Below are 21,328 nucleotides of genomic sequence, written 5' to 3' on the forward strand. Positions count from 1 at the left end.
AACTTATGTTGAGCGTGGGCGGGCAATAGCGCGCTCGAACTTTTTTGAGTTTTTTGGACTTATTCAGCAAGCCCTAAATATTGCTCACTTTCCGCTTGCAATACCTCTTGTAAATCTTCGAGCTTGGTTTCGATTTTCGAGGAATCGAGATGCGCTTCATAAAACCGACAAGCACCGTATCCCAGCGCGTAAATCATTGTCGCACTGGCGCTAGCATTAATTACCGCACCCGCCAAGGGAATATTGCTGACAAGGGTAACTCCAGCTTCGATCGCTAAATTGCTCCCCAAGGATAAACCGAAAATAGCGACAACTTCTTTTTTGCGATCGCTCGATTGCAAATCCATTCCATAGGCGGCAGCTATTTGATAAACCAACTCGGCGGATAACGCCGTCATTGCAGCTAAATCCATGCCAGCAAATGCCAAAGCTGCGCCCGGAACTAAACTGCTAACCAAGCCACTTCCTGCCGCTAGCAAGGCTTTTTCCACCATTAAGCGATGTGCGATTTCTTGAGGTTTCTCGTGAGGATATTGGCGCTGCAACTCTCGAACTTGCGCCTCGGCATTCACGACATCAACTTTATCGATCGCACTGACTAACCAATCAATTTTGAAATTTTCAGTGAGTTTTTTCAGGATAGGACTTTGGGAAATCAAACCAAAAGCTGAACCAAAAAAATTGGGAAATTGGAGTGCTGCACTTCCGGCATTGCCTACCGCATTACCAACCGCACTCGCGGTATTAACAACAATCTCACCTCCAGCACTGCTTGCTGCATTCCCCACCGCACTCGCAGTATTAACAATCGCACTTCCGGCATTGCCTAGCGCACTCGCGGTATTAACAACAATCGCATCTCCAGCACTGCCTGCTGCATTCCCCACCACACTCGCAGTATTAACAATCGCACTTCCGGCATTGCCTACCGCACTCCCTACCGCACTCGCCGTTGCAGAGACGGCTCCGAAAACGGAACCGAACCAATTGGATTTATCCCCTGGTTCAACCTGCACCTCCGATTCGGATATATCGTTCGTTTCGGATACTTCGGTTGCTGAGAGAACTTCTTCTGAGTGAGTGCTGTCTATTTTCCTTTCGTTGCTATCTAGCATGGGTTTACTGTGGGTTGAGATTTTCAATGCAGCTTTTTCAGCAATGCGTTGGATTGACACTCCCCCCTAGCATACAGATGGGGATTCGTTTCCTGGTAATAGTGCCGTGCGATCGTCCTGCTGGCGATTTTTCGTCTTTTGCAATGCCAGCAGGACGCTCCCCATCCCTCATCTTTCAACCATTAAACCATGACCGAAGACATCAATTCATCTGTCATTTCAAAATTCGCCGTCACACTTTGCACGTCGTCCAAATCTTCCAGTGCATCCATTAACTTAAGGAGCGATCGAGCTTTTTCAGGAGTGTCTATTTCCACTGTATTGCTGGGAATCCAGCGAGTTTCCGACTGCAAAACTGCAAATTTTTTTTGTTTCAAAACATCAGCTAACTGTTCCAAATTAGCCACGCTTGTAAATACCTCTGCACCTTCAGTATCCTCATCAATTAATATCAAATCATAAGATTCCGCAGCCGCCTCTAGCGACGCTTCAAACAATTGTTCCTCATCAATCGGGCCGCGTACAGTACAAACTCCTTTGTGGTCGAACATCCAGCCCACACAACCTGTTTCGCCCAAGTTGCCGCCATTTTTAGTAAAAGCTTCTCGCAAGTCAGCCGCGGTGCGGTTGCGATTGTCTGTCAGCGCTTCAATCAGAATAGCAACTCCGCCAACGCCGTAACCTTCGTAGCGAATAGCTTCTAAATCCGAACTTCCCCCGGCTAAGCCAGCACCTTTGGCGATCGCCCTTTCTATGTTTTCATTAGGAATACTCGCCGCCTTCGCTTTTTCTATAGCCGTCCGCAGTTGAAAATTCCCAGCGGGATCTGGAACTCCGCTGCGGGCCGCGACAATAATTTCGCGAGATATTCTAGCAAAAACCTTGCCTTTAACGGCATCAACTCTAGCTTTTTGGCGTTTAATATTCGCCCACTTACTGTGTCCAGCCATACCTATTTTAGATTTTCGATTTAAAATGTGCGATCGAGATTAAACAATAACACCCAGATTCGGACTAATCAGATTAATGTAGGGTGCACCTCGGCGCACCTTACACACATAGCATAAAATGCGATTTTTCGCACGAATCTCAACTTTAATTAAACCGGATCACGGTTTCAGAGTCAGTCAGGTGAGAAGTATCGCCATTAAGTGCGATCGACCATTCTCCCTCACCCTGCACCACTTTCACCAAACAGCACAAAGAAGCGTTAATTTCCGTTTCAGCACAGCCCGCCAGCCCGATCGCAGTTCCTAAAACCGACGCACCGTGACCTACCAATAACATATCTTCGGGGAACTCAGCCGCGAGGCGTTTAGCCGTTTCCCCCGCCCTTTTGAGACAAGCTTCCCCAGTTTCGGGATAATTAGCAATACCGCCTTTGTAGGAAGCATCAATCCTGGGAAAACGCCTGCACAAAGCTTCGACGGACTCAGTTTCCGGCATTTCTGTCATCCATTCCGGATTCAGCCATTCGCACAGTCCCCACTCTAATTTAATTGACAAATTAAGAGCTTCGGCCGCATGATTTGCTGTTTGGACTGTTCGCAGAAAAGGGGAAGCAAAAATATGAGAAATTCCTTCACCTTTGAGGCGATTAGCGAGTTGTTTGGCTTGAACGTGACCGTCTTCGGAAAGGTGGGGATCGTAGCGGCGTTCTGCGCTGAGAAACCAGTCGGGGTTAACGAAGTCGATGCGGTTTCCGTGTCGTGCGATCCAGACTGTTTGTGGCATGAGTTGGTTTGAATTTGGCTTCTTGATGTAATATTATATCAAAGATGCTGATTAGGGAGCTTTATGAAATTCGAGTGGGATGAAAACAAGGCTGCAGTAAATTTGTCCCAGAATGGCATCTCATTTTAGGAAGCCAGAACGGTTTGTGACCATCCCCTCTACGTCGATTTCTCAGCTCCGGATCGCTCTGATGAAGAAGCTCGCTATATTATTGTTGGAGACTCCTAGCAATGTAATTTATTGATAGTCTCGTATACAGAAAAAGCAGATTTTTTTCCTATGATTAGCGCCCTAAAAGTAACACGAGTGGACGATAAGTTTATGAATAAGGATGAAACAGGGATGGACGATGATCTGCGGTCGGAATATGATTTGAGGAAGTTGCGTGTAAGAAGGGTAGGCTCTGGACGAAAGACCTTTGGTGGTGTAAATATTCGTTTAGAACCGGATGTTGCAGAGATGTTTCCCGATTCTGAAGCTGTAAATAAAGCTCTGCGGTTTTTGATTAGAATTACTGGAGAAATTGACACAGCAAACGAGTTTCAACCCGTCGGTGAAGAAGAAACGATCGCCAAGAGTCTCGCAGCCTTGCAAGATTACCAGACAAACAAGACGGGCATGGGGCACGATCGGGTTAAGCAATGGGCAGATAGTCTAGGGAGCGATCGCGAATTGCCATGCCCTCAGTAATTTGGACGCGCCCAGCCCTAACAGCACTTTCTTATCAAAATTAATTATGCACATTACTGATAGCGATCGCGCTACCATTCGCTCAGTCGTAGAACAGCAACTGCAAGCATTTCAAAAAGACGATGCTGCTGGGGCTTTTTCCTTTGCCAGTCCCGGAATTCAGCAGCAGTTTCGCACAGCCGAAAACTTTATGCACATGGTAAAAATTGCCTATGAAGCTGTTTACCGTCCGCGATCGGTATTATTTGAAAACCTCGCCACTGTAGAAGGAATTCCCGCTCAGCCGGTGCTGTTGCTGGACTCGGAAGGCATCCCAATCCGAGCCATTTATCTCATGGAAAAACAGTTTGATAATAGTTGGCGAATTAATGGCTGTTATTTGGTTTCCATAACAGCCTAATAAATTAGGCTTACTTTTATGCTGAGCTTTTGTTGCTAACTCGCAGCATCTTATTCCCGCCTTTTTGAAACTCATAAGGAGCCTCTTGAATTTCTACACTAAAATTTCTCTTTTTCAATTCTGTGATAATCGGATTTAAGTGATCGGATTCCTCACCGCTAAAACTCTGCAATAGAGGGAATACCCGGACTTCCTTCGCAACCCGACACATTTCTGTAATTGCTTCCAGATGAAATTCTTCGGACAGCAGGTGAGAATAAGCAAATAAGAAATGGCTGCACAAAGCTAAATCGAATTTACCGTTCTCGAAAGGCAAAACTGGCAGCTCAGCATTAATGTATCGGCCTTGCTGCAAGCCTGATGGAAAATCTTCTAAAAATTCCTGCATCGCCTTCATTCGCACTTCGCCTAGCTGGTACGGCGATTCAAAATTGTTCCACAGATAGCCGTCTAAATTGGCTTTAACACCGTCAATCACAGTTTGATATGTTTCTTGGATGCGATCGCCAATTTCCACCGCAGTAAACTGATACACTGGATCGCAAGAAATTACCTTTTTACCTTGGCGAGTCATTTCGGCATTGAAACTCGCCGGGCCGCCCGCACAATCAAGAATTTCTAGCTTGAGGTCACTTGATGTCAAGCTAAACATTCCTATGTATTCATCCAAGCAGCGTCCCCAGGGAATTACTTTATCCAATTTTAGTGACACTTGTCTTTGTCCCGCAGATAGAATTATCTCATATTTTACCTCAAATCAGGGTGGTTTTTTCCTATCTCCTTTCTGTGGCGGGTTGATTTGTATTCCGGGTTATGTATGAAGAATTTTTCTCAAACGAGATCGTAATCCTGAGAACAGTTGGCGGGCTTTACACTTTCTTTACACACAAGGGGCAAAATAGTTAAGTGCGATCGCACAATTTTTATGTTTCCACCTGTGGATTTTGCAGCGAAGCGAGGCTACACTGGACAGCAGGGAAAATAAACTAAAATCCACTAGCTAAATCGCTCTTGTTCATTGGCAGGCTGCAACCAGGGAAGAAAGATGAAACATACCGTTCAAACCGCTACAAGTCTGAGTTTGTCAGCACTCCTGGTGCTATTGAGTTCGCTGCCCAGTATCGCTCAGTTGCCTGCCGTCAGAAATCCTGTGCCTGCTAGGAACCCAAACCAACCGAGAGTACCGCCTCCGCCACCTGCGGGTTCGAGTTTGCCGGCGAGTGGCAATTCAGGTTCGCTGACACCAGAAGCAGCTTATACTTTAGGCCCGGGCGATCGCATTGCTTTAGATATCTTCGGCGTTCCTGAATTCAGCAAGGAATATCAAGTGTTAGTTGACGGGACGCTCAATTTGCCCATCATTCGCAGCGTATCAATTCAAGGGTTGACCCTGCAACAAGCCGCTAATGTGATTACCCAGCGATACGAACCTTTCATCAATGTTCCCGTTGTTACCGTGACAGTGATCGTCGCTCGCCCCCTAAATATAGGTCTGGCGGGTGAAGTTACTCGCCCCGGTTCCTACAAGATTAATCCCACTAGAGAAGGAGGAGGAGTAAAATTCCCGACTTTGATGGAAATGCTGCAACTTGCACAAGGGGTGACATCAGCAGGAGATATGCGAAATGTCCAAATTCGTCGTCCCCGCAGAGGCGGGCCGGAGCAAGTTACTAATGTTGATTTGCAGGATTTTTTAGACACGGGAAATTTGCGTCAAGATGTCACCATTCGAGATGGAGATACAATTTTTGTACCCACAGCAAGGGCTCTGAATACTCAAGAAGTTCGTCAAAGAGCCAGTGCTAATTTTTCCGCTGATATTACTAAACCAATTGGCGTGGTAATTGTCGGGGAAGTAAACCGGCCGGGGCCTTATACTGTATTTGCTTCGGATGTGCGATCGAGCAACCAACAAACCGAGTTGAGTTTTGTATCTATCGACCAACAGCAAGGAGCAGTTGTAGGCTTACCAACAATAACTAGAGCACTGAAAATTGCTGGTGGTATCACTACAGAAGCTGACATTCGCCGCGTGCAAATCCGCCGTCGAGTCAGAGGTGGCAATGAACAAACTATCATGGTAAATCTGTGGGATTTGCTGCAAAAAGGCGACGCCACTCAAGATATTTTGCTGCAAGAAGGAGATAGCGTAATTATCCCGACTGCGGCTACTGTAGACTTAGCTGAAGTTTCTCAAGTCGCAAATAGCAGTTTTTCTCCGAACGCGATTAGCATCAATATTGTAGGAGAAGTAATTAGGCCTGGGGCTTTGCAGGTGCGGCCTAGTACATCCCTGCACCAAGCTTTGCTGACCGCAGGCAGTTTCAATCAATTGCGGGCTAAAAAAGACAAGGTAGAACTATTGCGTTTGAACCCCAACGGTACTGTTTCTCGCCGCACGATCGAGGTGGATTTTGCTCAAGGGTTGAATCCTAATAATAACCCCACTCTCCGCAACGACGATGTGATTCTGGTAGCGCGATCGGGCTATGCTAGGGTAGGAGACAATATCAACAGTTTCTTGCAGCCAATAACAGGAGTTGCAAGTGGGGTCAGCGCTGTTAGTGGCGTTCTTACTGGGTTTCAAGCAACTATCAACGCTTTTCAAAACTTATTTTTGGGAGGAGATTTCGAGCGGCGAAATCAGCTCAGACAGATCCGCGAACAACGTCAAGACAGACAAGAGCAACGTGAAGACAGACTGCTAGAAAGAGAGCTACAACGTCAAGATAGATTGCAGGAAGCAGAAGACAGAAGACTGCAACTTGAAGACAGACAGCGACAAATCGATCTGCAAAATCAGCAGCTTCAGATTCAACAGCAGCAACTTCAGCTCCAAAATCAGCAGCCGCAGCAAATGCAGCCACAAACTACGACAACTACTCCTTGATATCTAGTCAGGTAAAATAACCCTTATAAGTTTGTAGTGAGGACTTCAGTCCTCCCTGCAACAAAATTGATTAGGGTCGTTGAGTTCAAAACACACGATTCAAGTCAGGAAGGAATTTAAAGTAATAATTTAAACACATATTATCTCATAAAAATTGCGAGTTGTTAATAGACCATTCAAAATATTTAACACAACTTTTCTGTATATATCTAAACCTTTAGCATTGAGGTGAACACCGTCAATTGTTAAATCTGCATTGAGAGCTTGTTCCTTAAACAATGCTTGTATGCCGCGAGATTCAACAGTCACATTTTCAGCGGCTGCTACTCGATTGATGAGACCATTGATTTCGTCAACTCTAGCAATTGTTCCTGCTAATTTAGGATTGTAGCTGGCGGCAAGAGTTGAGTAAAAAGCAGGAATCAGAATAATTTGTTTTGTTCCGATCGATCGCATCACGGCGATCGCCTCTTTTAAATTACTGACAAACTGCTCATCGCTAATGCCGTACATAGCATCATTTGTGCCGATCGCCACAATCGCTTTTTCGCAGGTAAATCGAAGCGGCACTACAAGTTTAAGCTGTTCTAGCAGCGAGACTGAACTCATCCCTCCGATCGCAAAATTAAAATTTTCTGCTCCAAAAGAGTCTCCCAGAGCCGAGGAAATAGAATCGCCCCACACACAACCTTGATATTGCCGATCTTTAATTTGTTGTAGCTGATTGTACACAGCAACTTGCCACCACAGCGCAGAACTAACTGTATCACCCGAAGGTTGCGGGTTAGCTAACACCAGAAAGGGGATATACGCCGATAAAAACAAAGCCAACAGGACGGAAATAACCTAAATTTAACTTTCATAAAACTTGCTACTCTTGCTGCTAGCATAGTTTATGCTATTCCTTTAACCAACAGTCAGGATTTATGCAAATTTAGCGAAATTGCGATCGTCTTTTCATGATAATTAATCAATCTTTCGCCCCCAACAACTCCTGCTGCAAAACCTGATTTAATTTGCCGCTGCGAAACCCCTCCAAATCCAAAGTTGCGTACATAAAACCAAACTCCTGAAACACCGCCACCAATGCAGGCAAATCCGTATTTAGCACAAACTCCCGAATCTCCTCTGCCGGTAACTCAATGCGCGCCGTATCTCCGTCCGATCGCACTCGCAAATTTTTCAGTCCCAACTGCCGCAAATACCGTTCGGCGCGCCCCACTCTTTGCAACTTTCCAACTGTAATTTCTTCGCCGTAAGGAAAGCGCGAACTCAGACAAGGTTGAGCAGGTTTGTCCCACCAAGGCAAATCCAATTCTTTTGCCAACTGCCGCACTTCAAATTTAGTGATTCCTACTTCTGCTAAGGGCGATCGCGCGCCGCGTTCCTTTGCCGCCTGAATCCCCGGACGGTAATCCTTTAAATCGTCAGCATTCACCCCATCCACCACGTAAGGATAACCCTTTGCTAGTGCTAGCGGTTTCAAAGTATCGTGCAGTTCGCTTTTGCAGAAATAGCAGCGGTTAACCGGGTTGGAAGTGTAATTTGGATTTGCCATTTCCTGAGTTTCTACTTCCTGGTGGGCAATGCCAATTTCTGCTGCTTGAATGCGCGCATCTTCTAAATCTTCTGGCAATAAAGACGGGGAAACTGCTGTCACTGCCAAAGCGCGATCGCCCAACACATCAAAAGCGATTTTTGCCACCAAAGTGCTGTCAATTCCGCCGGAGTAGGCAATCAAAGCCCGTTCCATTTGTGCGAAAATATCTTTTAATCGTTCGAGTTTTTCCACTAACATAATTTCAATTATTGTTACTGCTAAGCTATCGCAATCTAATTTCCAGGGTGATTTCTCTTGAACATCTTTAGGACTTACGCACGATTGTTTAGAAACGGTTTTTTTTACGAAAAGACGCGTTGTAGACCGCAGATTCGGTACAAAACCCGGTTTCTGGGCCCCGATGCGTAAGTCCCGATCTTGTGGGGAGGGCAGAAAAGCCCGCCCAAAGGTACTATTTAAATACAGAACAGCTTATTCGGGATCAATTAAAAGTTTGAGTTTTAGTCGAGATTTATGAGCGATCGCCTCCTTGATATTTTAGCGTGATAATTTGATAGATATACTCAAACTTTTGAAAGTAGGGCAGGCGCGTTTTAAAATTCCCTACGGGAAAATATGGCGATCGCAATTGACAACAGCAGCACCACATACAGCAAACCGTAGCCAGCATCTGTAATCAAACCTGCCAAGTAAGGAACTTGTCCGTAAACAGCATCGTTTCTCAAATTAAATCTGGCTAAATCCGGCAAAACCAGATATAGTCCCATCATCAGTTGTTCAAGGCCAGGATTTTTAGTTAACTTGCCCAAAGCAACTAAATCCCGCGTCGAATGTCCCATTAAATAAACGCCAAATGTCAGTAAAGTTGCCAGCAGCGAACTGCTAAAAACCCCAAATAAAATCCCGACACCGGCCATGAGACACAGCTCAAACCAGACAAACAACGAAGCGATTAAAATGCTTTCCAAAGGGAAAGGAATGTGGCTCAAACTCAGAATAGCCAGATAGATAACAGTCATTGCTGCTACAAGCACCGCCAGCACCGCCGACAGCCCTAAGTGCTTGCCCACAATTAACTCCGCCCGACTTATCGGTTTAGCAACTAACAGATAAACAGTCCGTTTTTCAATTTCTTTGTTGACCAGTCCGGTAGCCACAAAGACTGTGGCAATTAGACCGAGGAGGCTCATAGCAGCCAAACCGATATCTAAGATAATTTTCTTTTCGGTTGTCGCCGCCAATTCCGGTATCAACCGTACCGATGCGCCCATCAACAGAGCAAAAATAATAATTAAGTAAAAGATGCGATCGCGAATTACTTCCCAAAATACATTGGTTGCGACTGTCAAGATTCTTCTCAAATTCATCTAGTTATTAACCCGCTGAAAACTTTCGCCATACTTTAGTGTAAGGAAGAAGGAAGAAGGAAGAAAGCTCTTTGGCTTCGCTCAGAGTAAAAAGAAGGAAGAGGGAAGAGGGAAGAAAGAGGATTTTTTCCATCTCAGGCTCTCAGACGCTCCGACTCTCAGACTCTCTCACTCTCCCGCTATACCGATCGCAATTAGTTAACAGAGACAGAATCAAACTTGACTGTCCCCCGCCGTTCCATCTTTTCGCTGTCCGGGTTGAGAGCGTTTGATTGCACCGCAGGTTACAGTCGCCCTATTGGCTACGGCGAACACCTCGCAAGATTTGGTAAACGAATATATTTCCGGTCTAAAAACCAATCCCAGCCAAGTTGCCTGCATCTCTAACTGATAGCGGGACTCTCCTTGGACGATCGAAGTTTTGACATCCCACCTCGCATCTTCTGCGACTACCCCAGTTGTTTTTAAGGCTTGATTCCGCAGAAAAAATCGCTCGTTGTCAATATCTATTAACATTTGCTCTACTTGCGCCCACGGTTTTGTGCGGGCTTCATTTCGCAGGTATCGCTCCATTTCATTGAGGATAACAACTCCTCTGGAACGATTAATAGTTGGCTGTTGAAATGTCACCACATAATCGCTTTGCCTCAAATCCTGGGATAAAACGCTCGGGTACTGTCGTATCCAACCTTGAATTAAAAAGTGAAAAGCAAACCAACATGAAAACAGCAGGTGAACTAGAGTAATTATCAAAAACTGAGGGCGCACCAATGACCTGATACCTTCCCGTTTTGACTCGCTATTCCAAATCTCTATTGTCGCCAGAACTACTACTGCTATAAGTGGGCCGGATATCCATGCTATTTCCTTCCTATCCGACGGCAATCTTACCAGCAACCACAAGCCAATTAAGATGCTTGTCACCCACGGACTCAGACTTACTCCTTTAATCACAAAAGGTTGCTGACTGGTCAGCAAACCCATTGAAAGTGTAAAAAATAACCAGCTCATATCAAAAAGAAGAGTTCTCGTCCGCCAGTCAGTGACTGCCGCCACTGTCAGCAAAGCTAAAAAGATGCTGAGCAGTAAAGGAGTCTTCCAGTGGACAACTTTAGGCGGAATCATCGCCTTTTGGATTTTTTTATTGGTTTCCCAAAGGTTGTTCGTCAGTTTAGTGATTTGCTGAGTGACATCCAAAAATTGCTTCATCATAAATTTCAATAGACGCTTTGCAAAAACAACACGGTTAAAATAACGACATTGCTAACAATGTGAGCGATTAAAATTCCCCCAAATTGGGTAGTTACTTGAAAAGTTCTTTTGGGAGCACGGCGGGTGAGGGTTGGCGGTCCTAAAAACTGAGGTTTGGAAGCTTTTTTATTGCCAGAAACCATGTTCTCTATGAATTCTAATCCCTGCCATTTAGCTAGAAAAGTTACTGCTAATACTGAGAGTGCTATCATAGTTATTGGAGCGTAAACATTATCCGCACGTCCTAATAAAATATAACCGATAAGCTGTTCCCGCAATTCTTTGCTAAGAACGCTTTCAATACCGAAGAAAACTAACCAGCCTACGCAAGTGCAAGATAGATTGAGGATGGCTGTATATTCAATGCTGGTTTTGGGGCCGAGTTTAAGTAGTTTTTGCAAAAACCACGATTCGATCGCGATCGCCAAAAACATAATTAAAATTTGCACCAAAACAGTTCGAAATGGGAAAACACTCGCAATCATAAGCCTTTAGGTATATCAGTCCGTGTTAGATTTTAATTGTACAGCACAAGCGGAATAATCTTAACCGGAGGTTTGAGTCCCTGATTGCGTTAAATCGTTGCTTAAAAGATTGGGGGTTAGAACTTATCGTATAATCTGTTGAGATCCGCCAACAGAATGGAAAAATTAAACATTCAAGGCGCGCGATCGAATACCCACCCCGATACAGACTCAAACAACTGCTGATTATGGTAAGGAATGGCATTGGTATTCGGACAGCCTCATCCCGATCGGAACGCGCAGCGGGTCAGATTCACGTCTACGACGGCGCTGGTAAAGGCAAGTCTCAGGCAGCTTTGGGAGTAGTGTTGCGGTCGATCGGGCTGGGTATCAATTCTGACTCGCCCACGCGAGTCTTGTTGCTGCGCTTTCTCAAAGGCCCCGGCCGCTCCTACGACGAAGACGGGGCAATAGAAGCCTTGCAACGGGCATTTCCCCACTTGATCGACCAAGTGCGTACCGGCAGAGCCGAATATTTTGGGAGCGAAGCAATCACCCGCTTCGATCGCGCCGAAGCTCAGCGAGGCTGGGATATCGCCAAAGGAGCGATCGCCAGCGAGCTCTATTCCGTCGTGGTACTAGACGAACTAAACCCCGTATTGGACTTGGGTTTGCTGCCAGTTGACGAAGTAGTCCAAACCCTCAAAAACAAACCAGAATATTTAGAAGTCATCGCCACAGGCCGAGCGGCCCCGGAAGCTTTGCTGGAGATTGCCGACTTGCATTCAGAAATGAAGCCCCACTATCACCCCGCAGCGGCAGAGCATCATATTTCGGGTATCGAAATATACACCGGAGCGGGCAAAGGCAAGTCTACAAGCGCTTTGGGCAAAGCTTTGCAGGCAATAGGTAGAGGTATCAGTCAAGACCAATCTCACCGGGTGTTAATCGTGCAGTGGCTAAAAGGCGGCACCGGTTATACAGAAGATGCGGCGATCTCCGCTTTGCGCCAAAGCTATCCACAGTTAGTAGACCACCAGCGGTGCGGCCGAGATGCTATAGTTTGGCGGGGGCAACAGCAAGAGCTAGACTGCATAGAAGCAGAACGCGGCTGGGAAATCGCCAAATGTGCGATCGCCAGCGGCTGGTACAAAACGATTATTCTCGACGAACTCAATCCCACAGTAGACTTAGAACTGCTGCCGGTAGAGCCGATCGTCGAAGCCCTGCTACGCAAGCCGCGGGATACAGAAATTATTATCACCGGGCGTTGCCACAAACCCCATGCTTACTTTGACTTGGCAAGCGTACACTCCGAGGTATACTGTCACAAACACTACGGCGATCGGGGCGTAGAACTAAAGCGGGGCGTAGACTTTTAAAGCCCGGAGCGGTACGCAGTTCAATCCGGGTCAGAATTATTAAATGACGACCCTGCCTGGAAAACCGGAAATTGCCACAAAGCCTTGGTACCAAGTAACAAATCTCCCAATTTCCCTTGTCTTCCCGATCACCCAGATCTGCCTTTTTTAATCTTTAATTTCCTCCCCCGGACGCGATCCCCGAGCGCAAATCCAGAGTGGAACATTAAGAATATGAGCCGCGTCTTATGGAGCGTGAGCACCTGAGACAGTGCACCAGGATTATTAAAGGGTGAAGACTTTGAAAATAAAAGCTTACAAGCAAAAAAACCGCGAGGGAGAAAGTCTAGACAGGGTTAACGCCAGTAGGCTAGACTTGCGGCTGGCAAACAGGTTAAACTACAGCGGAATCCAAACATTCGGTGTTCTAGGCAGTGTCTGTAGTCGCACCAGCGATGACCAACAAGTAGAGGAGTGAAGCTTTATGACAACGTTAGATGACAATCCTAATCAACTAGATTTAAACCTTCCGGGACTAGGGCCGGATACAGTATTCGCCGGAGAGGGGGCGGATTTCGTTAGAACTTCCACCCTGGGCGGCAGCTTAATATTTGGCCAAGGCGATAACGATACTCTGATTTCAGTTGGCCCGAACGATACCATATACGGCGGCGACGACGAAGATTCAATCAGATCTCAGCGGACTCCGGCTTTGCTGTTTGGCGACGCAGGCTCGGACACCATAATCGCTGAAGCCCGCGCTACCCTGGCAGGCGGCGAGGGAGAAGACATCCTCCAAGGTACTGTCGAAGCTAACCTGATGTTTGGTAATCAGGGCGCAGATACGATGCTGGGAGGGGCGCAGAGAGGAGATTCCCTCTACGGCGGTAAGGACAATGACGCGATCGGCTTCTTCATCGCAGGCGGTGGCAACAACCTCTCTTTAGACGGTGGTTTGGGTATTGGCTTCGCTGGCAATGAAGGCAGCAACTACTTGCGGGGTGATTTGGGCGACGACTTAGTTGTAGGTATCAATGTAAGAGACAGTCTCTTTGGCGGTAGAGGCAACGACACCCTAAGAGGTGTCGCCAGCAACAGCTACCTGTCGGGCGATCTTGACGACGACATCTTATTCATTACCAACAGTACGCAAAGCAGCCCATTTACTTCCTCGGTCATCACGATCGGAATTGAGAGAACCAGCTTGATTGGTGGTGGCGGCAACGATTCTATCACCGGGGCGATCGGCGAGTTTGGCGGCGGCAGAAACTTCTTTGAAGGCGGCGACGGCAACGACACGATCAACGTTTTTGCCACTTCGGATACTGCGTTGGGAGGTGCAGGCGACGACTTCATCGTGTCCGCGTCGGTGCCGAATGTAATTTCGAGCGTAGGCGCCTCCAGTTCATTCTCAGGCTTCGCGGGTCGCAACTTGCTCGACGGCGGAGTAGGCAATGACACGATCGTCGCTGCCTTCTCCAGCGATACGATGATTGGCGGCGAAGGCAACGACAGCCTGAGCGGTACATTTACTAACGCAGCCGGTGGAGATGGCAACGATACTATCGATGCTACCAGGGCCTTTCTTGCTGGTACTGGTAGTGCTGTGATTACTCTCGAAGGCGGGCTGGGCAACGATCTGTTAATTGGCTACACCAATCCTACTACTGGCAGCAGCTTCACCGTCACCAACCTCATGAACGGTAGCGAGGGAAGTGACACCATCATCTTTGGCAGCGCGCGTGATCGCGTGATCGGCAACTTTGCGGGTAACGACTTCATCTCCTACGCTAGCGGCGTCACCTTTAGCGGCACAGCCGCCAACTTGATTACCGATACCTTAGGCAGCAACTTCATTATTGGTGGCAACGGCACTGATGTGGTCACTACTGGTAACGGCGATGACATCCTGTTCGGCGACTCATTCAATGCTACCGACTCCCTCGGAGGAGCCGGGGACGATACCTTAAATGCCGGTGCCGGAAACGACACCATGCTGGGCGGCTTTGGTCGCGACTATTTGATCGGCGGCGACGGTAACGACTCTCTCGGAGGCGGGCCGGGTCCTGACACGCTGATTGGTGGCAGTGGCAATGACAGCTTCTACTACAACAACTTCGGCGAAGGCGCAGTGGGTACTAACACAGACCAAATCGGCGATTTTACGATAGGCCAAGACAAGTTTATCTTCCAAATCAATGGCTCCAACGGCTTCCCCAACTTGAGGGTAGTGCCAAATACGAATCGAATTTCTTCGCAGGCGTTCTTGGCGATTGAGAGTGGGTCTTACAACAGCAGTTTTGGTCCAGCCGGGGCCGGCCCGACAGAGCCGTTCGTCTTTTATGAAAATTCAACTGGACGACTAGGATTTGACTCTGACGGTTTTGGTGGTTCTGACCCAGGCGTTACACTGGCAGTTCTGAATGGCAGACCGGGCATTACGGCTGCTGACATTACCCTGATTTAATTTGGGTAAAAGTGGGTCGGGTCGATGCTGAAACATCGCCCGCGCCAACTCTCAAAACAAATAGTGCTTTGTTTCGAGCTGGGGATATCCATCCCTGGCTTTTTTATTGGCATTGGGAATTGGCGATCGGGGATTGGGCATTGGGCATTGGGTATTGAAAGGAAGGGCAGATTCACCGATGATCCATTTTCCCACCCATCAATAATGTTGATAAACTAGCCACCCAACTCAAAGACGATATAATTGACATTTGAGTAAAAGTCGATTATCGTAGCAGACTAATATTCTATTTTATTCTTCAAAAACAGTTATTAATAGTGAAACTGTCCAATAGTCATCTAACAGATTTAGGCAATAAAATAGAATAATATTCTTTAAATCATAATCATCAAGAAGGAAAAAATAAAGCTGTTTTGTTTGCCAGTAAGTTAGACATTACCATAAAAAATGCTGAAATGCTCAAACAGGCTTTAAAAAAAGCTGCTATCAACGAAGATGTTGTTATTTAAAAAAACAATAAATACGGAACACATTACAACATGAAATTCTTGCTGAAAACCGAAGTAGATGAATCTCTGATTCTAGCAGCTTGAATCGTCCGCGCAGGTGAAAATTTTCCCATATTAACACGTTGTTATCCCGTAAAAAAGTGAGGTAAAAACAATGAAAACAATTAAAAATCTTGATATTGTTGCTTTAACTGAAGATTTAAAAGCTATCCATTTTGAAACAAAACAAATCATTAAATTATATAAAGGAGAAATAGGAACAGTCGTGGTGGAATTTGATGGCAGTGCTTTGGAGGTAGAATTTTCTCATCAAGGTGACACAACTTATGGAATGGAAACAATTCCCACCACAAAATTAATGCTTTTGCATTATGAATTACTAGAATCTGTAGGGGCGGTTCGCCGATGAATTTTGCCACGCACCAATAATGTTGATAAACCCGCCCCCACCCAACAAACAACCCCGATTAAGCATCGTCGCCCAACCGTTAAATTCAATTAATTCTGAATTTTGGGCTGGGGGGAGGCGGGTTTATGAGATGGTTAGTTTTGGGCAATTATGGTTGGTAAAACCTGCCCCAAGATATTGGTACAAATGATTTAGGCTCATTATAAAAAAATCCCGCAAACATATCGTTTGCGGGATTTAGTAGGCAGGAAACTTGTAGGGAATACAGTTACTAAGCTTTGTCTACAATTTCTTTTGCTTTATCTTTGAGGTCTTCTTTCAGGTGAATTGCTGATGCTTCATCCTGCTTGGCTTGACCTTCTAATTTATCTTTCTGATTGCCTGTAACTTCGCTAGCAGCTTCTTGGATTTTGCCTTCAATATTCTTCGCTGTGGCTTCGACTCTATTTTCAATGCTCATAATTTTATATTCTAACTCTACAAATACTAATATATGATTTTAAAGTTGAGTCTATATCCCTCTTTAGATAGATTTGTTATTACCTTTATTTCTATGTTAAAGGTTCGCTCGGTATTTCCACAAGTTTATTTCTGGAGGAAAAACCGGATTTAATGCCGATCGCCGATTTCGGCACTTTAAACTTTTTCGCCAACAGCACAATTAATTCTTGATTCGCTTTACCATCAACGGGCGGCGACTTGAGATGTATTGTGAGGCTGCCGTCGGGTTGTTCTGCGATGCTTTGCTGTTTGGAATTCGGTTTAACTTTGACTGTGAAAATAGTCACACTTCGACTTTCTCTGAATGTTCGATCTTCGTTCCCAAAACTTTCAGGAATTCAGCCAGCCAGTTAGAATGTGCTGGCCACGCGGGGGCGGTGACTAAATTGCCATCGACTACGGCTTCGGTAACGGGAACTTCTGTATATTTGCCGCCGGCCCGGAGTACGTCAGGGCTGCAAGCGGGGTATGCGGTGCAGCGTTTGCCTTCGAGTACGCCTGCTGCAGTGAGAACCTGTAAGCCGTGACAAATAGATGCGATCGGCTTTTTGCTGTTGGCAAAGTAGCGGGTAATTTGCAGCACTTGTTCGTTGAGGCGGATGTATTCTGGGGCGCGTCCTCCGGGGATAATCAAAGCGTCGTAGTCTGCCGGGTTGATTTCGTCAAAAGTCGCGTTTAAAGTGAAGTTGTGACCGGGTTTTTCGCTGTAGGTTTGATCGCCTTCAAAGTCGTGAATTGCAGTGCGAATTGTTTGACCTGCCACTTTGTCCGGGCAGACGGCGTGGACGGTGTGACCTACCATTTGCAGTGCTTGGAAGGGAACCATTACTTCGTAGTCTTCTACAAAGTCGCCGACTAACATTAAGATTTTTTTGGCTGTCATGTTTCCAACTCCTGTTATTTTGATTTGGTTAAATAGGATTCAAAAAATGCGGGGCAGTTAAAAAGCTTGCCCCGCAAGCTATTCTGGAATCTAGAAACCGTTGCGTCCCCAAATGACCATTGAAATTGAGAAGGAGAACAGAACTAGCACCGAAACCCAACCGAGTGACAAAATATCCATAGCTATTTATTGAACAAACTGTACAAAGTGACTCCAAACCTTATGATAAGTCAATTTGAGCCATTTTTGAAATGAGGGCGCCGTGAAGGATTCGTCAAATTTTAGTGCGGCTGAACGGGTAGAATCTTTGAAGGCAGGGAGCGTTGCTGCTTTGTCTTGTTTGCTTGGTTTTGGGGCGATCGCCCTTGGTAATAGCTTAATTCTAGCGGATAGGTTGGATTCTCTGGCGAGTTTACAGGTAAGGGAAATTGACCTAAATTTTGCCTTCAGAGGGGCGATCGCACTTTTGGGCGGTTTTTTGTTCGGCGTGACTTACCGCTATGCGATTCGCCGAGATGTTAACCCGCAGCTTAAATCTGGTGCGGTGTTGGCTTTTGGGTTGGTGCGGGCTTTTGGACAGTTGGATGCTGGATTGTTTTTTGAACCCGGGAAAAGGCCCGCCCTACAGGAGTTATTGCCGTTTGCGGTTCGCAGCGCCGAGAGCGTGGTATTGTTTGCGATCGCGGGTTTGCTTTTGGATTGGGCGATCGGGCGATCGTGGATTAAGCCCTTTGATTCTTGAGTGCAAAATCTTGCAGCATTTTTAGGAACAGGCAAGATGCCTGTTCCACAAAAGTTCAATTTTATTGTGGGGCGTTGCTCCTAGCCTGCCCAAAAAATACAATTTAGATGCGAAACAGCTTATTTTGCGCTAAACCCGCCCCTAAAGATTTAACACCTCAAATTCTGGATTGCCGTAAACCATCTGTTTATCTACCGCAGACAAAACTTTATTGTTAGCAGCATCAGAAACTAAACACTGACAAACTAGCTGCGCTACATCTGCCCGGTGAATCGTTCCAGAAACTCGACAATCTTCTGTTAAAATACCGTTGCCCGTTGCAGGTTCCGATTTGAGTCCGCCGGGACGAATCACTGTATAAATCATCCCGCTTGCTATCAAATGATTTTCGGCTTTTTCCTTTTCAATTAAAACCGGGCGCAAAGTTTCTAAAGCTTGGGGTGGCAAAGCGCCGACACTATTACCGCTGCCGATGGATGAGACTAAAATAAATTTTTGCACGCCTGCTTTTGCAGCCGCATCAATCAAGTTTTTGTTGCCCAAATAATCGGATTTTTCTCTATCTTTTGGCAAGCTGCCAATTGTGCTGATTACTGCATGAATTGGCTCACCGCCAGCCATCGCCACTTCCATAGCGGCAGCATCCAAAGCATCGCCAGTGACGACTTTGATCCCCATTGCTTCTAATTCTGTGCTGGTTGCGGGCGATCGCAAAAGTGCAGTTACTTGCATCTTTTGTTCTACCAACAACTTCGCGATTTCTAGGCCTACGCCTCGGCTAGCACCCGCTAAAAAAATGTGGAATTTCTCTGTCATATTAATTGCGATTTAATTTGTGCAGAAAGTGGTTTATTTGACTGTAGATTATACAACAATACTCTGTCAATTGGTGAATTAGTTTTTTTATTTAACCGCAGAGAGCGCAGAGGAAGAGAGGGGAATAATTCGCAATTACCGATTCCTAATTTCCAATTTACGTTATATTTTTCTGCCCACCATTACTACCCAAGATTGAGCTTCGCGGGGTAAGCCGGGGGGACGATAGTAGTGATTGACAATTGCAAATCCCGCTTGTTCTAAACAAGGCGCTAAAGTATGATATTCCCATCCGGCAGTATAGCGTTTTCCCGTTGGCCGCTCGTCGTATCCCTCCCAATTTCCCCGGCACATTGACATGACAATTGCACCGTTAACAACTAAGGCTTTGTGCAAATCTTGCAGCACTTTCACCATTTCGTCGCTGGGAACGTGAATCAGGGAAGCATTGGCAAAAATACCGTCAAATTCTCCTTTTGGCAAGTCGAGATTCAGAAAAGATTGCTGCCAAACTTCGCATCCCGATAACTTCTTAGCTATTTCTACAAAAGCCGGAGTTGCATCTAAGCCTACAACTGTGTGTCCTTGGCTCTTGAACGCTACTAAGTCTCGTCCCGGGCCGCATCCTATATCGAGAATTTTACCGGGATTGCGGGGCATAGCAGCGGTCAATGCCTCGCGATTTTGGGATACGTCGTGATGCCAAGTTCCTTCTCGGAAAGATTCGGCAGTTAGCTGGTATTCTGCGATCGTAATTTCTTCGCGTTTGTCCACAATTTCCCCCTCTTGTATGATTTGAGATTTGAGATTTGAGATTTGAGATTTTAGAAGGTAAACCGTAGGGACACTCCAAAACCCCATTGGTGTCCACTTAAGGCTAAAACTCTTGATAAATATCGGTTTTACCCTAGTCTAGATCCCCCTAAATCCCCCTTAAGAAGGGGGACTTTGATCAAACTCTTGTCCCCCCCTTTTTAAGGGGGGCTAGGGGGGATCGAACCCTAATAGTCAAACAGCAGGATGGTACTAAGTTTGACGTTAAGTTGACACGCTTTGGGCACTGCCGTGTCCTACTCTATTTCATCCGATTGACTCCTGGTATAAGAGTTAAACAACCAGGGTTCTTTGTTCGGGTTTGGTAACTGCTGAATCAACTTCTAAGAGAGAACCTTCGGGGGATTCGATCGCAAATCCCGCATCTCGAATCATGTCCCAATCTTGATGGGCAGCTTGTCCGGGAGTTGTCAGATAATCGCCAACAAAGATAGAATTAGCGGGGTAGAGTCCGAGAGGTTGCAGCGATCGCAAATGCACCTCCCGTCCCCCAGCAATCCGAATTTCTTGACTGGGAAGCAAAAATCGGAACAAACAGAGAATTCGCAAACATTGGCGGGGAGTTAACCTGTTCACATCTGCAAATGGCGTCCCGGGAATCGGAATGAAAAAGTTGACCGGCACGCTAGTAACGCCCAACTTGCGAAGCGAAAGCGCTAAATCGATCGCATCATCATCCGATTCGCCCATCCCCAAAATTCCGCCGGAACAAGTTGTGATTCCCGCTGCTTTTACGTGTTCGACAGTTTCAACCCGATCGCCAAAAGTGTGAGTCGTGCAAATGTCCGAGTGATATGATTCGGAAGTATTGAGATTGTGATTTACGCGATCGACTCCAGCTTTAGCCAAACGATGAGTTTGCTCTTCGCTCAACAATCCCAAACAAGCGCAAATTTTTAGGTTATAATTTGCCTTCACAGTCTCGACAGCATCCACAACGCGATCGAAAGTAGATGCGCTAGGTTGGCGGCCCGAAATCACCAAACAAAACGTACCAGCTTTTAAATCTGCTGCGCGTTGGGCGGCATCTAGAATTTTATCCTTAACTAAAAGCGGATATTTCTCAATTTCCGCAGTCGAAATTTTTGACTGAGAACAATAATGGCAATCTTCAGGACAAAGGCCACTTTGAGCGTTTAACAAATAGTGCAGCCTAACTCGGTTTCCCCAGTAGTGGCGGCGCACCCGATAAGCTGCGTTTAGTTGTTCCAGCAAAACCTCATCCGGTGCGCGCAATACGGCTAAAGATTGCTCGCGAGAGAGACATTTGCCCGCCAGCGCCTCGTCAGCCAAATCGTTCCAATTGGGTAAATTCATTACTAAAATTAAAGGGT

23 protein-coding genes and 1 pseudogene are annotated in these 21,328 nt (G+C 46.2%); 8 read left to right on the plus strand and 16 right to left on the minus strand.

All coding sequences use genetic code 11. The annotated features are described in order from the left end of the window. Positions 1-59: 59 nt before the first annotated feature. The 3 genes from QUA23_RS24650 to QUA23_RS24660 form a co-directional block, all read right to left on the minus strand. Complete coding sequence (locus QUA23_RS24650; RefSeq protein ID WP_333074863.1) at positions 60-1,175, minus strand: hypothetical protein; 1,116 nt, start codon at positions 1,173-1,175, stop codon at positions 60-62. A gap of 122 nt (positions 1,176-1,297) precedes the next feature. Continuing rightward, a complete protein-coding gene (locus QUA23_RS24655; protein ID WP_190738112.1) occupies positions 1,298-2,065 on the minus strand; it encodes a YebC/PmpR family DNA-binding transcriptional regulator in 768 nt (255 codons plus the stop codon). 145 nt (positions 2,066-2,210) lie between these two features. Further along, positions 2,211-2,849 carry a histidine phosphatase family protein gene (locus QUA23_RS24660; RefSeq protein ID WP_333074865.1) on the minus strand — a complete coding sequence of 213 codons (639 nt, stop codon included), beginning with the start codon at positions 2,847-2,849 and terminating at the stop codon, positions 2,211-2,213. Between the two features lie 321 nt (positions 2,850-3,170). Between QUA23_RS24660 and QUA23_RS24665 the strand changes: the two genes are divergently transcribed. Both QUA23_RS24665 and QUA23_RS24670 read left to right on the plus strand, forming a co-directional pair. Continuing rightward, complete coding sequence (locus QUA23_RS24665; protein WP_333110550.1) at positions 3,171-3,539, plus strand: hypothetical protein; 369 nt, start codon at positions 3,171-3,173, stop codon at positions 3,537-3,539. Between the two features lie 46 nt (positions 3,540-3,585). Next, positions 3,586-3,939, plus strand: a complete 354-nt coding sequence (locus tag QUA23_RS24670) for a DUF4864 domain-containing protein (protein WP_333074869.1) — start codon at positions 3,586-3,588, stop codon at positions 3,937-3,939. A 16-nt stretch (positions 3,940-3,955) separates the two neighbouring features. Here QUA23_RS24670 and QUA23_RS24675 read toward each other — a convergent pair whose 3' ends face one another. Further along, a complete protein-coding gene (locus tag QUA23_RS24675; protein WP_333074870.1) occupies positions 3,956-4,651 on the minus strand; it encodes a class I SAM-dependent methyltransferase in 696 nt (231 codons plus the stop codon). 333 nt (positions 4,652-4,984) lie between these two features. Here QUA23_RS24675 and QUA23_RS24680 point away from each other — a divergent pair, with 333 nt between their 5' ends. Next, on the plus strand, positions 4,985-6,829 hold the full coding sequence (locus QUA23_RS24680; RefSeq protein WP_333074872.1) for a polysaccharide biosynthesis/export family protein: 1,845 nt from the start codon (positions 4,985-4,987) through the stop codon (positions 6,827-6,829). A 129-nt stretch (positions 6,830-6,958) separates the two neighbouring features. Here QUA23_RS24680 and QUA23_RS24685 read toward each other — a convergent pair whose 3' ends face one another. The 5 genes from QUA23_RS24685 to fraC form a co-directional block, all read right to left on the minus strand. Further along, on the minus strand, positions 6,959-7,624 hold the full coding sequence (locus QUA23_RS24685) for an SGNH/GDSL hydrolase family protein (RefSeq protein ID WP_333074873.1): 666 nt from the start codon (positions 7,622-7,624) through the stop codon (positions 6,959-6,961). A gap of 175 nt (positions 7,625-7,799) precedes the next feature. Further along, the gene (larE, locus tag QUA23_RS24690) at positions 7,800-8,627 is read right to left on the minus strand and encodes an ATP-dependent sacrificial sulfur transferase LarE (protein ID WP_333074875.1); all 828 of its coding nucleotides are present in this window, start codon (positions 8,625-8,627) and stop codon (positions 7,800-7,802) included. Positions 8,628-8,983: 356 nt separating this feature from the next. Next, the gene (locus QUA23_RS24695; protein ID WP_333074877.1) at positions 8,984-9,757 is read right to left on the minus strand and encodes an ABC transporter permease; all 774 of its coding nucleotides are present in this window, start codon (positions 9,755-9,757) and stop codon (positions 8,984-8,986) included. Between the two features lie 213 nt (positions 9,758-9,970). Next, positions 9,971-10,969 carry a DUF5357 family protein gene (locus QUA23_RS24700; RefSeq protein ID WP_333074878.1) on the minus strand — a complete coding sequence of 333 codons (999 nt, stop codon included), beginning with the start codon at positions 10,967-10,969 and terminating at the stop codon, positions 9,971-9,973. A gap of 5 nt (positions 10,970-10,974) precedes the next feature. Further along, complete coding sequence (fraC, locus tag QUA23_RS24705; RefSeq protein WP_333074880.1) at positions 10,975-11,493, minus strand: filament integrity protein FraC; 519 nt, start codon at positions 11,491-11,493, stop codon at positions 10,975-10,977. Positions 11,494-11,720: 227 nt separating this feature from the next. On the opposite strand from fraC, the gene QUA23_RS24710 reads away from it, so the two are divergent. The 4 genes and pseudogenes from QUA23_RS24710 to QUA23_RS24720 all read left to right on the plus strand — a co-directional run bounded on the left by QUA23_RS24710 (position 11,721) and on the right by QUA23_RS24720 (position 16,218). Further along, a complete protein-coding gene (locus QUA23_RS24710) occupies positions 11,721-12,854 on the plus strand; it encodes a cob(I)yrinic acid a,c-diamide adenosyltransferase (RefSeq protein WP_333074883.1) in 1,134 nt (377 codons plus the stop codon). A gap of 463 nt (positions 12,855-13,317) precedes the next feature. Beyond that, entirely contained in the window at positions 13,318-15,300 is a 1,983-nt protein-coding gene (locus QUA23_RS24715; protein WP_333074884.1) for a calcium-binding protein, read from the plus strand. A gap of 380 nt (positions 15,301-15,680) precedes the next feature. Then, positions 15,681-15,809 (plus strand): annotated as a pseudogene (locus tag QUA23_RS31155) (hypothetical protein); the annotation flags it as partial. A 154-nt stretch (positions 15,810-15,963) separates the two neighbouring features. Further along, positions 15,964-16,218 carry a DUF4926 domain-containing protein gene (locus QUA23_RS24720; protein WP_333074885.1) on the plus strand — a complete coding sequence of 85 codons (255 nt, stop codon included), beginning with the start codon at positions 15,964-15,966 and terminating at the stop codon, positions 16,216-16,218. Between the two features lie 271 nt (positions 16,219-16,489). Here the strand turns inward: QUA23_RS24720 and QUA23_RS24725 are convergent, their stop codons facing one another. From QUA23_RS24725 to petN, 4 genes are all read right to left on the minus strand, one after another. Next, complete coding sequence (locus QUA23_RS24725; RefSeq protein WP_006631016.1) at positions 16,490-16,678, minus strand: CsbD family protein; 189 nt, start codon at positions 16,676-16,678, stop codon at positions 16,490-16,492. A 91-nt stretch (positions 16,679-16,769) separates the two neighbouring features. After that, positions 16,770-17,006, minus strand: a complete 237-nt coding sequence (locus QUA23_RS24730; RefSeq protein WP_333074886.1) for a DUF167 domain-containing protein — start codon at positions 17,004-17,006, stop codon at positions 16,770-16,772. Then, entirely contained in the window at positions 17,003-17,602 is a 600-nt protein-coding gene (locus QUA23_RS24735; RefSeq protein ID WP_333074888.1) for a DJ-1/PfpI family protein, read from the minus strand. Before QUA23_RS24735 ends, QUA23_RS24730 begins: the two co-directional genes overlap by 4 nt. A gap of 90 nt (positions 17,603-17,692) precedes the next feature. Further along, positions 17,693-17,782 carry a cytochrome b6-f complex subunit PetN gene (petN, locus tag QUA23_RS24740; RefSeq protein ID WP_071883976.1) on the minus strand — a complete coding sequence of 30 codons (90 nt, stop codon included), beginning with the start codon at positions 17,780-17,782 and terminating at the stop codon, positions 17,693-17,695. A gap of 82 nt (positions 17,783-17,864) precedes the next feature. Here petN and QUA23_RS24745 point away from each other — a divergent pair, with 82 nt between their 5' ends. Further along, positions 17,865-18,344, plus strand: a complete 480-nt coding sequence (locus tag QUA23_RS24745; RefSeq protein ID WP_333074889.1) for a hypothetical protein — start codon at positions 17,865-17,867, stop codon at positions 18,342-18,344. 141 nt (positions 18,345-18,485) lie between these two features. Here the strand turns inward: QUA23_RS24745 and QUA23_RS24750 are convergent, their stop codons facing one another. The 3 genes from QUA23_RS24750 to bioB form a co-directional block, all read right to left on the minus strand. Further along, on the minus strand, positions 18,486-19,160 hold the full coding sequence (locus QUA23_RS24750) for an SDR family oxidoreductase (protein WP_333074890.1): 675 nt from the start codon (positions 19,158-19,160) through the stop codon (positions 18,486-18,488). A gap of 162 nt (positions 19,161-19,322) precedes the next feature. Further along, the gene (locus QUA23_RS24755; protein WP_333074891.1) at positions 19,323-19,934 is read right to left on the minus strand and encodes a class I SAM-dependent methyltransferase; all 612 of its coding nucleotides are present in this window, start codon (positions 19,932-19,934) and stop codon (positions 19,323-19,325) included. Positions 19,935-20,267: 333 nt separating this feature from the next. Next, positions 20,268-21,311 carry a biotin synthase BioB gene (gene bioB / locus QUA23_RS24760; protein WP_333074892.1) on the minus strand — a complete coding sequence of 348 codons (1,044 nt, stop codon included), beginning with the start codon at positions 21,309-21,311 and terminating at the stop codon, positions 20,268-20,270. Between the last annotated feature and the right edge of the window lie 17 nt (positions 21,312-21,328).

The organism is Microcoleus sp. Pol1C5 (assembly GCF_036701115.1).
Taxonomy (GTDB): domain Bacteria; phylum Cyanobacteriota; class Cyanobacteriia; order Cyanobacteriales; family Microcoleaceae; genus Microcoleus.

Bases quoted from the DNA above. Each gene is read 5' to 3' on its own strand.
- QUA23_RS24670 (WP_333074869.1), top strand. From the start codon at position 3,586: ATGCACATTACTGATAGCGATCGCGCTACCATTCGCTCAGTCGTAGAA.
- QUA23_RS24720 (WP_333074885.1), top strand. From the start codon at position 15,964: ATGAAAACAATTAAAAATCTTGATATTGTTGCTTTAACTGAAGATTTA.
- larE (WP_333074875.1), bottom strand. From the start codon at position 8,627: ATGTTAGTGGAAAAACTCGAACGATTAAAAGATATTTTCGCACAAATG.
- petN (WP_071883976.1), bottom strand. From the start codon at position 17,782: ATGGATATTTTGTCACTCGGTTGGGTTTCGGTGCTAGTTCTGTTCTCC.
- QUA23_RS24700 (WP_333074878.1), bottom strand. From the start codon at position 10,969: ATGATGAAGCAATTTTTGGATGTCACTCAGCAAATCACTAAACTGACG.
- QUA23_RS24735 (WP_333074888.1), bottom strand. From the start codon at position 17,602: ATGACAGCCAAAAAAATCTTAATGTTAGTCGGCGACTTTGTAGAAGAC.
- QUA23_RS24725 (WP_006631016.1), bottom strand. From the start codon at position 16,678: ATGAGCATTGAAAATAGAGTCGAAGCCACAGCGAAGAATATTGAAGGC.
- QUA23_RS24655 (WP_190738112.1), bottom strand. From the start codon at position 2,065: ATGGCTGGACACAGTAAGTGGGCGAATATTAAACGCCAAAAAGCTAGA.
- QUA23_RS24680 (WP_333074872.1), top strand. From the start codon at position 4,985: ATGAAACATACCGTTCAAACCGCTACAAGTCTGAGTTTGTCAGCACTC.
- QUA23_RS24715 (WP_333074884.1), top strand. From the start codon at position 13,318: ATGACAACGTTAGATGACAATCCTAATCAACTAGATTTAAACCTTCCG.
- bioB (WP_333074892.1), bottom strand. From the start codon at position 21,311: ATGAATTTACCCAATTGGAACGATTTGGCTGACGAGGCGCTGGCGGGC.
- QUA23_RS24665 (WP_333110550.1), top strand. From the start codon at position 3,171: ATGAATAAGGATGAAACAGGGATGGACGATGATCTGCGGTCGGAATAT.
- fraC (WP_333074880.1), bottom strand. From the start codon at position 11,493: ATGATTGCGAGTGTTTTCCCATTTCGAACTGTTTTGGTGCAAATTTTA.
- QUA23_RS24660 (WP_333074865.1), bottom strand. From the start codon at position 2,849: ATGCCACAAACAGTCTGGATCGCACGACACGGAAACCGCATCGACTTC.
- QUA23_RS24750 (WP_333074890.1), bottom strand. From the start codon at position 19,160: ATGACAGAGAAATTCCACATTTTTTTAGCGGGTGCTAGCCGAGGCGTA.
- QUA23_RS24710 (WP_333074883.1), top strand. From the start codon at position 11,721: ATGGTAAGGAATGGCATTGGTATTCGGACAGCCTCATCCCGATCGGAA.
- QUA23_RS24695 (WP_333074877.1), bottom strand. From the start codon at position 9,757: ATGAATTTGAGAAGAATCTTGACAGTCGCAACCAATGTATTTTGGGAA.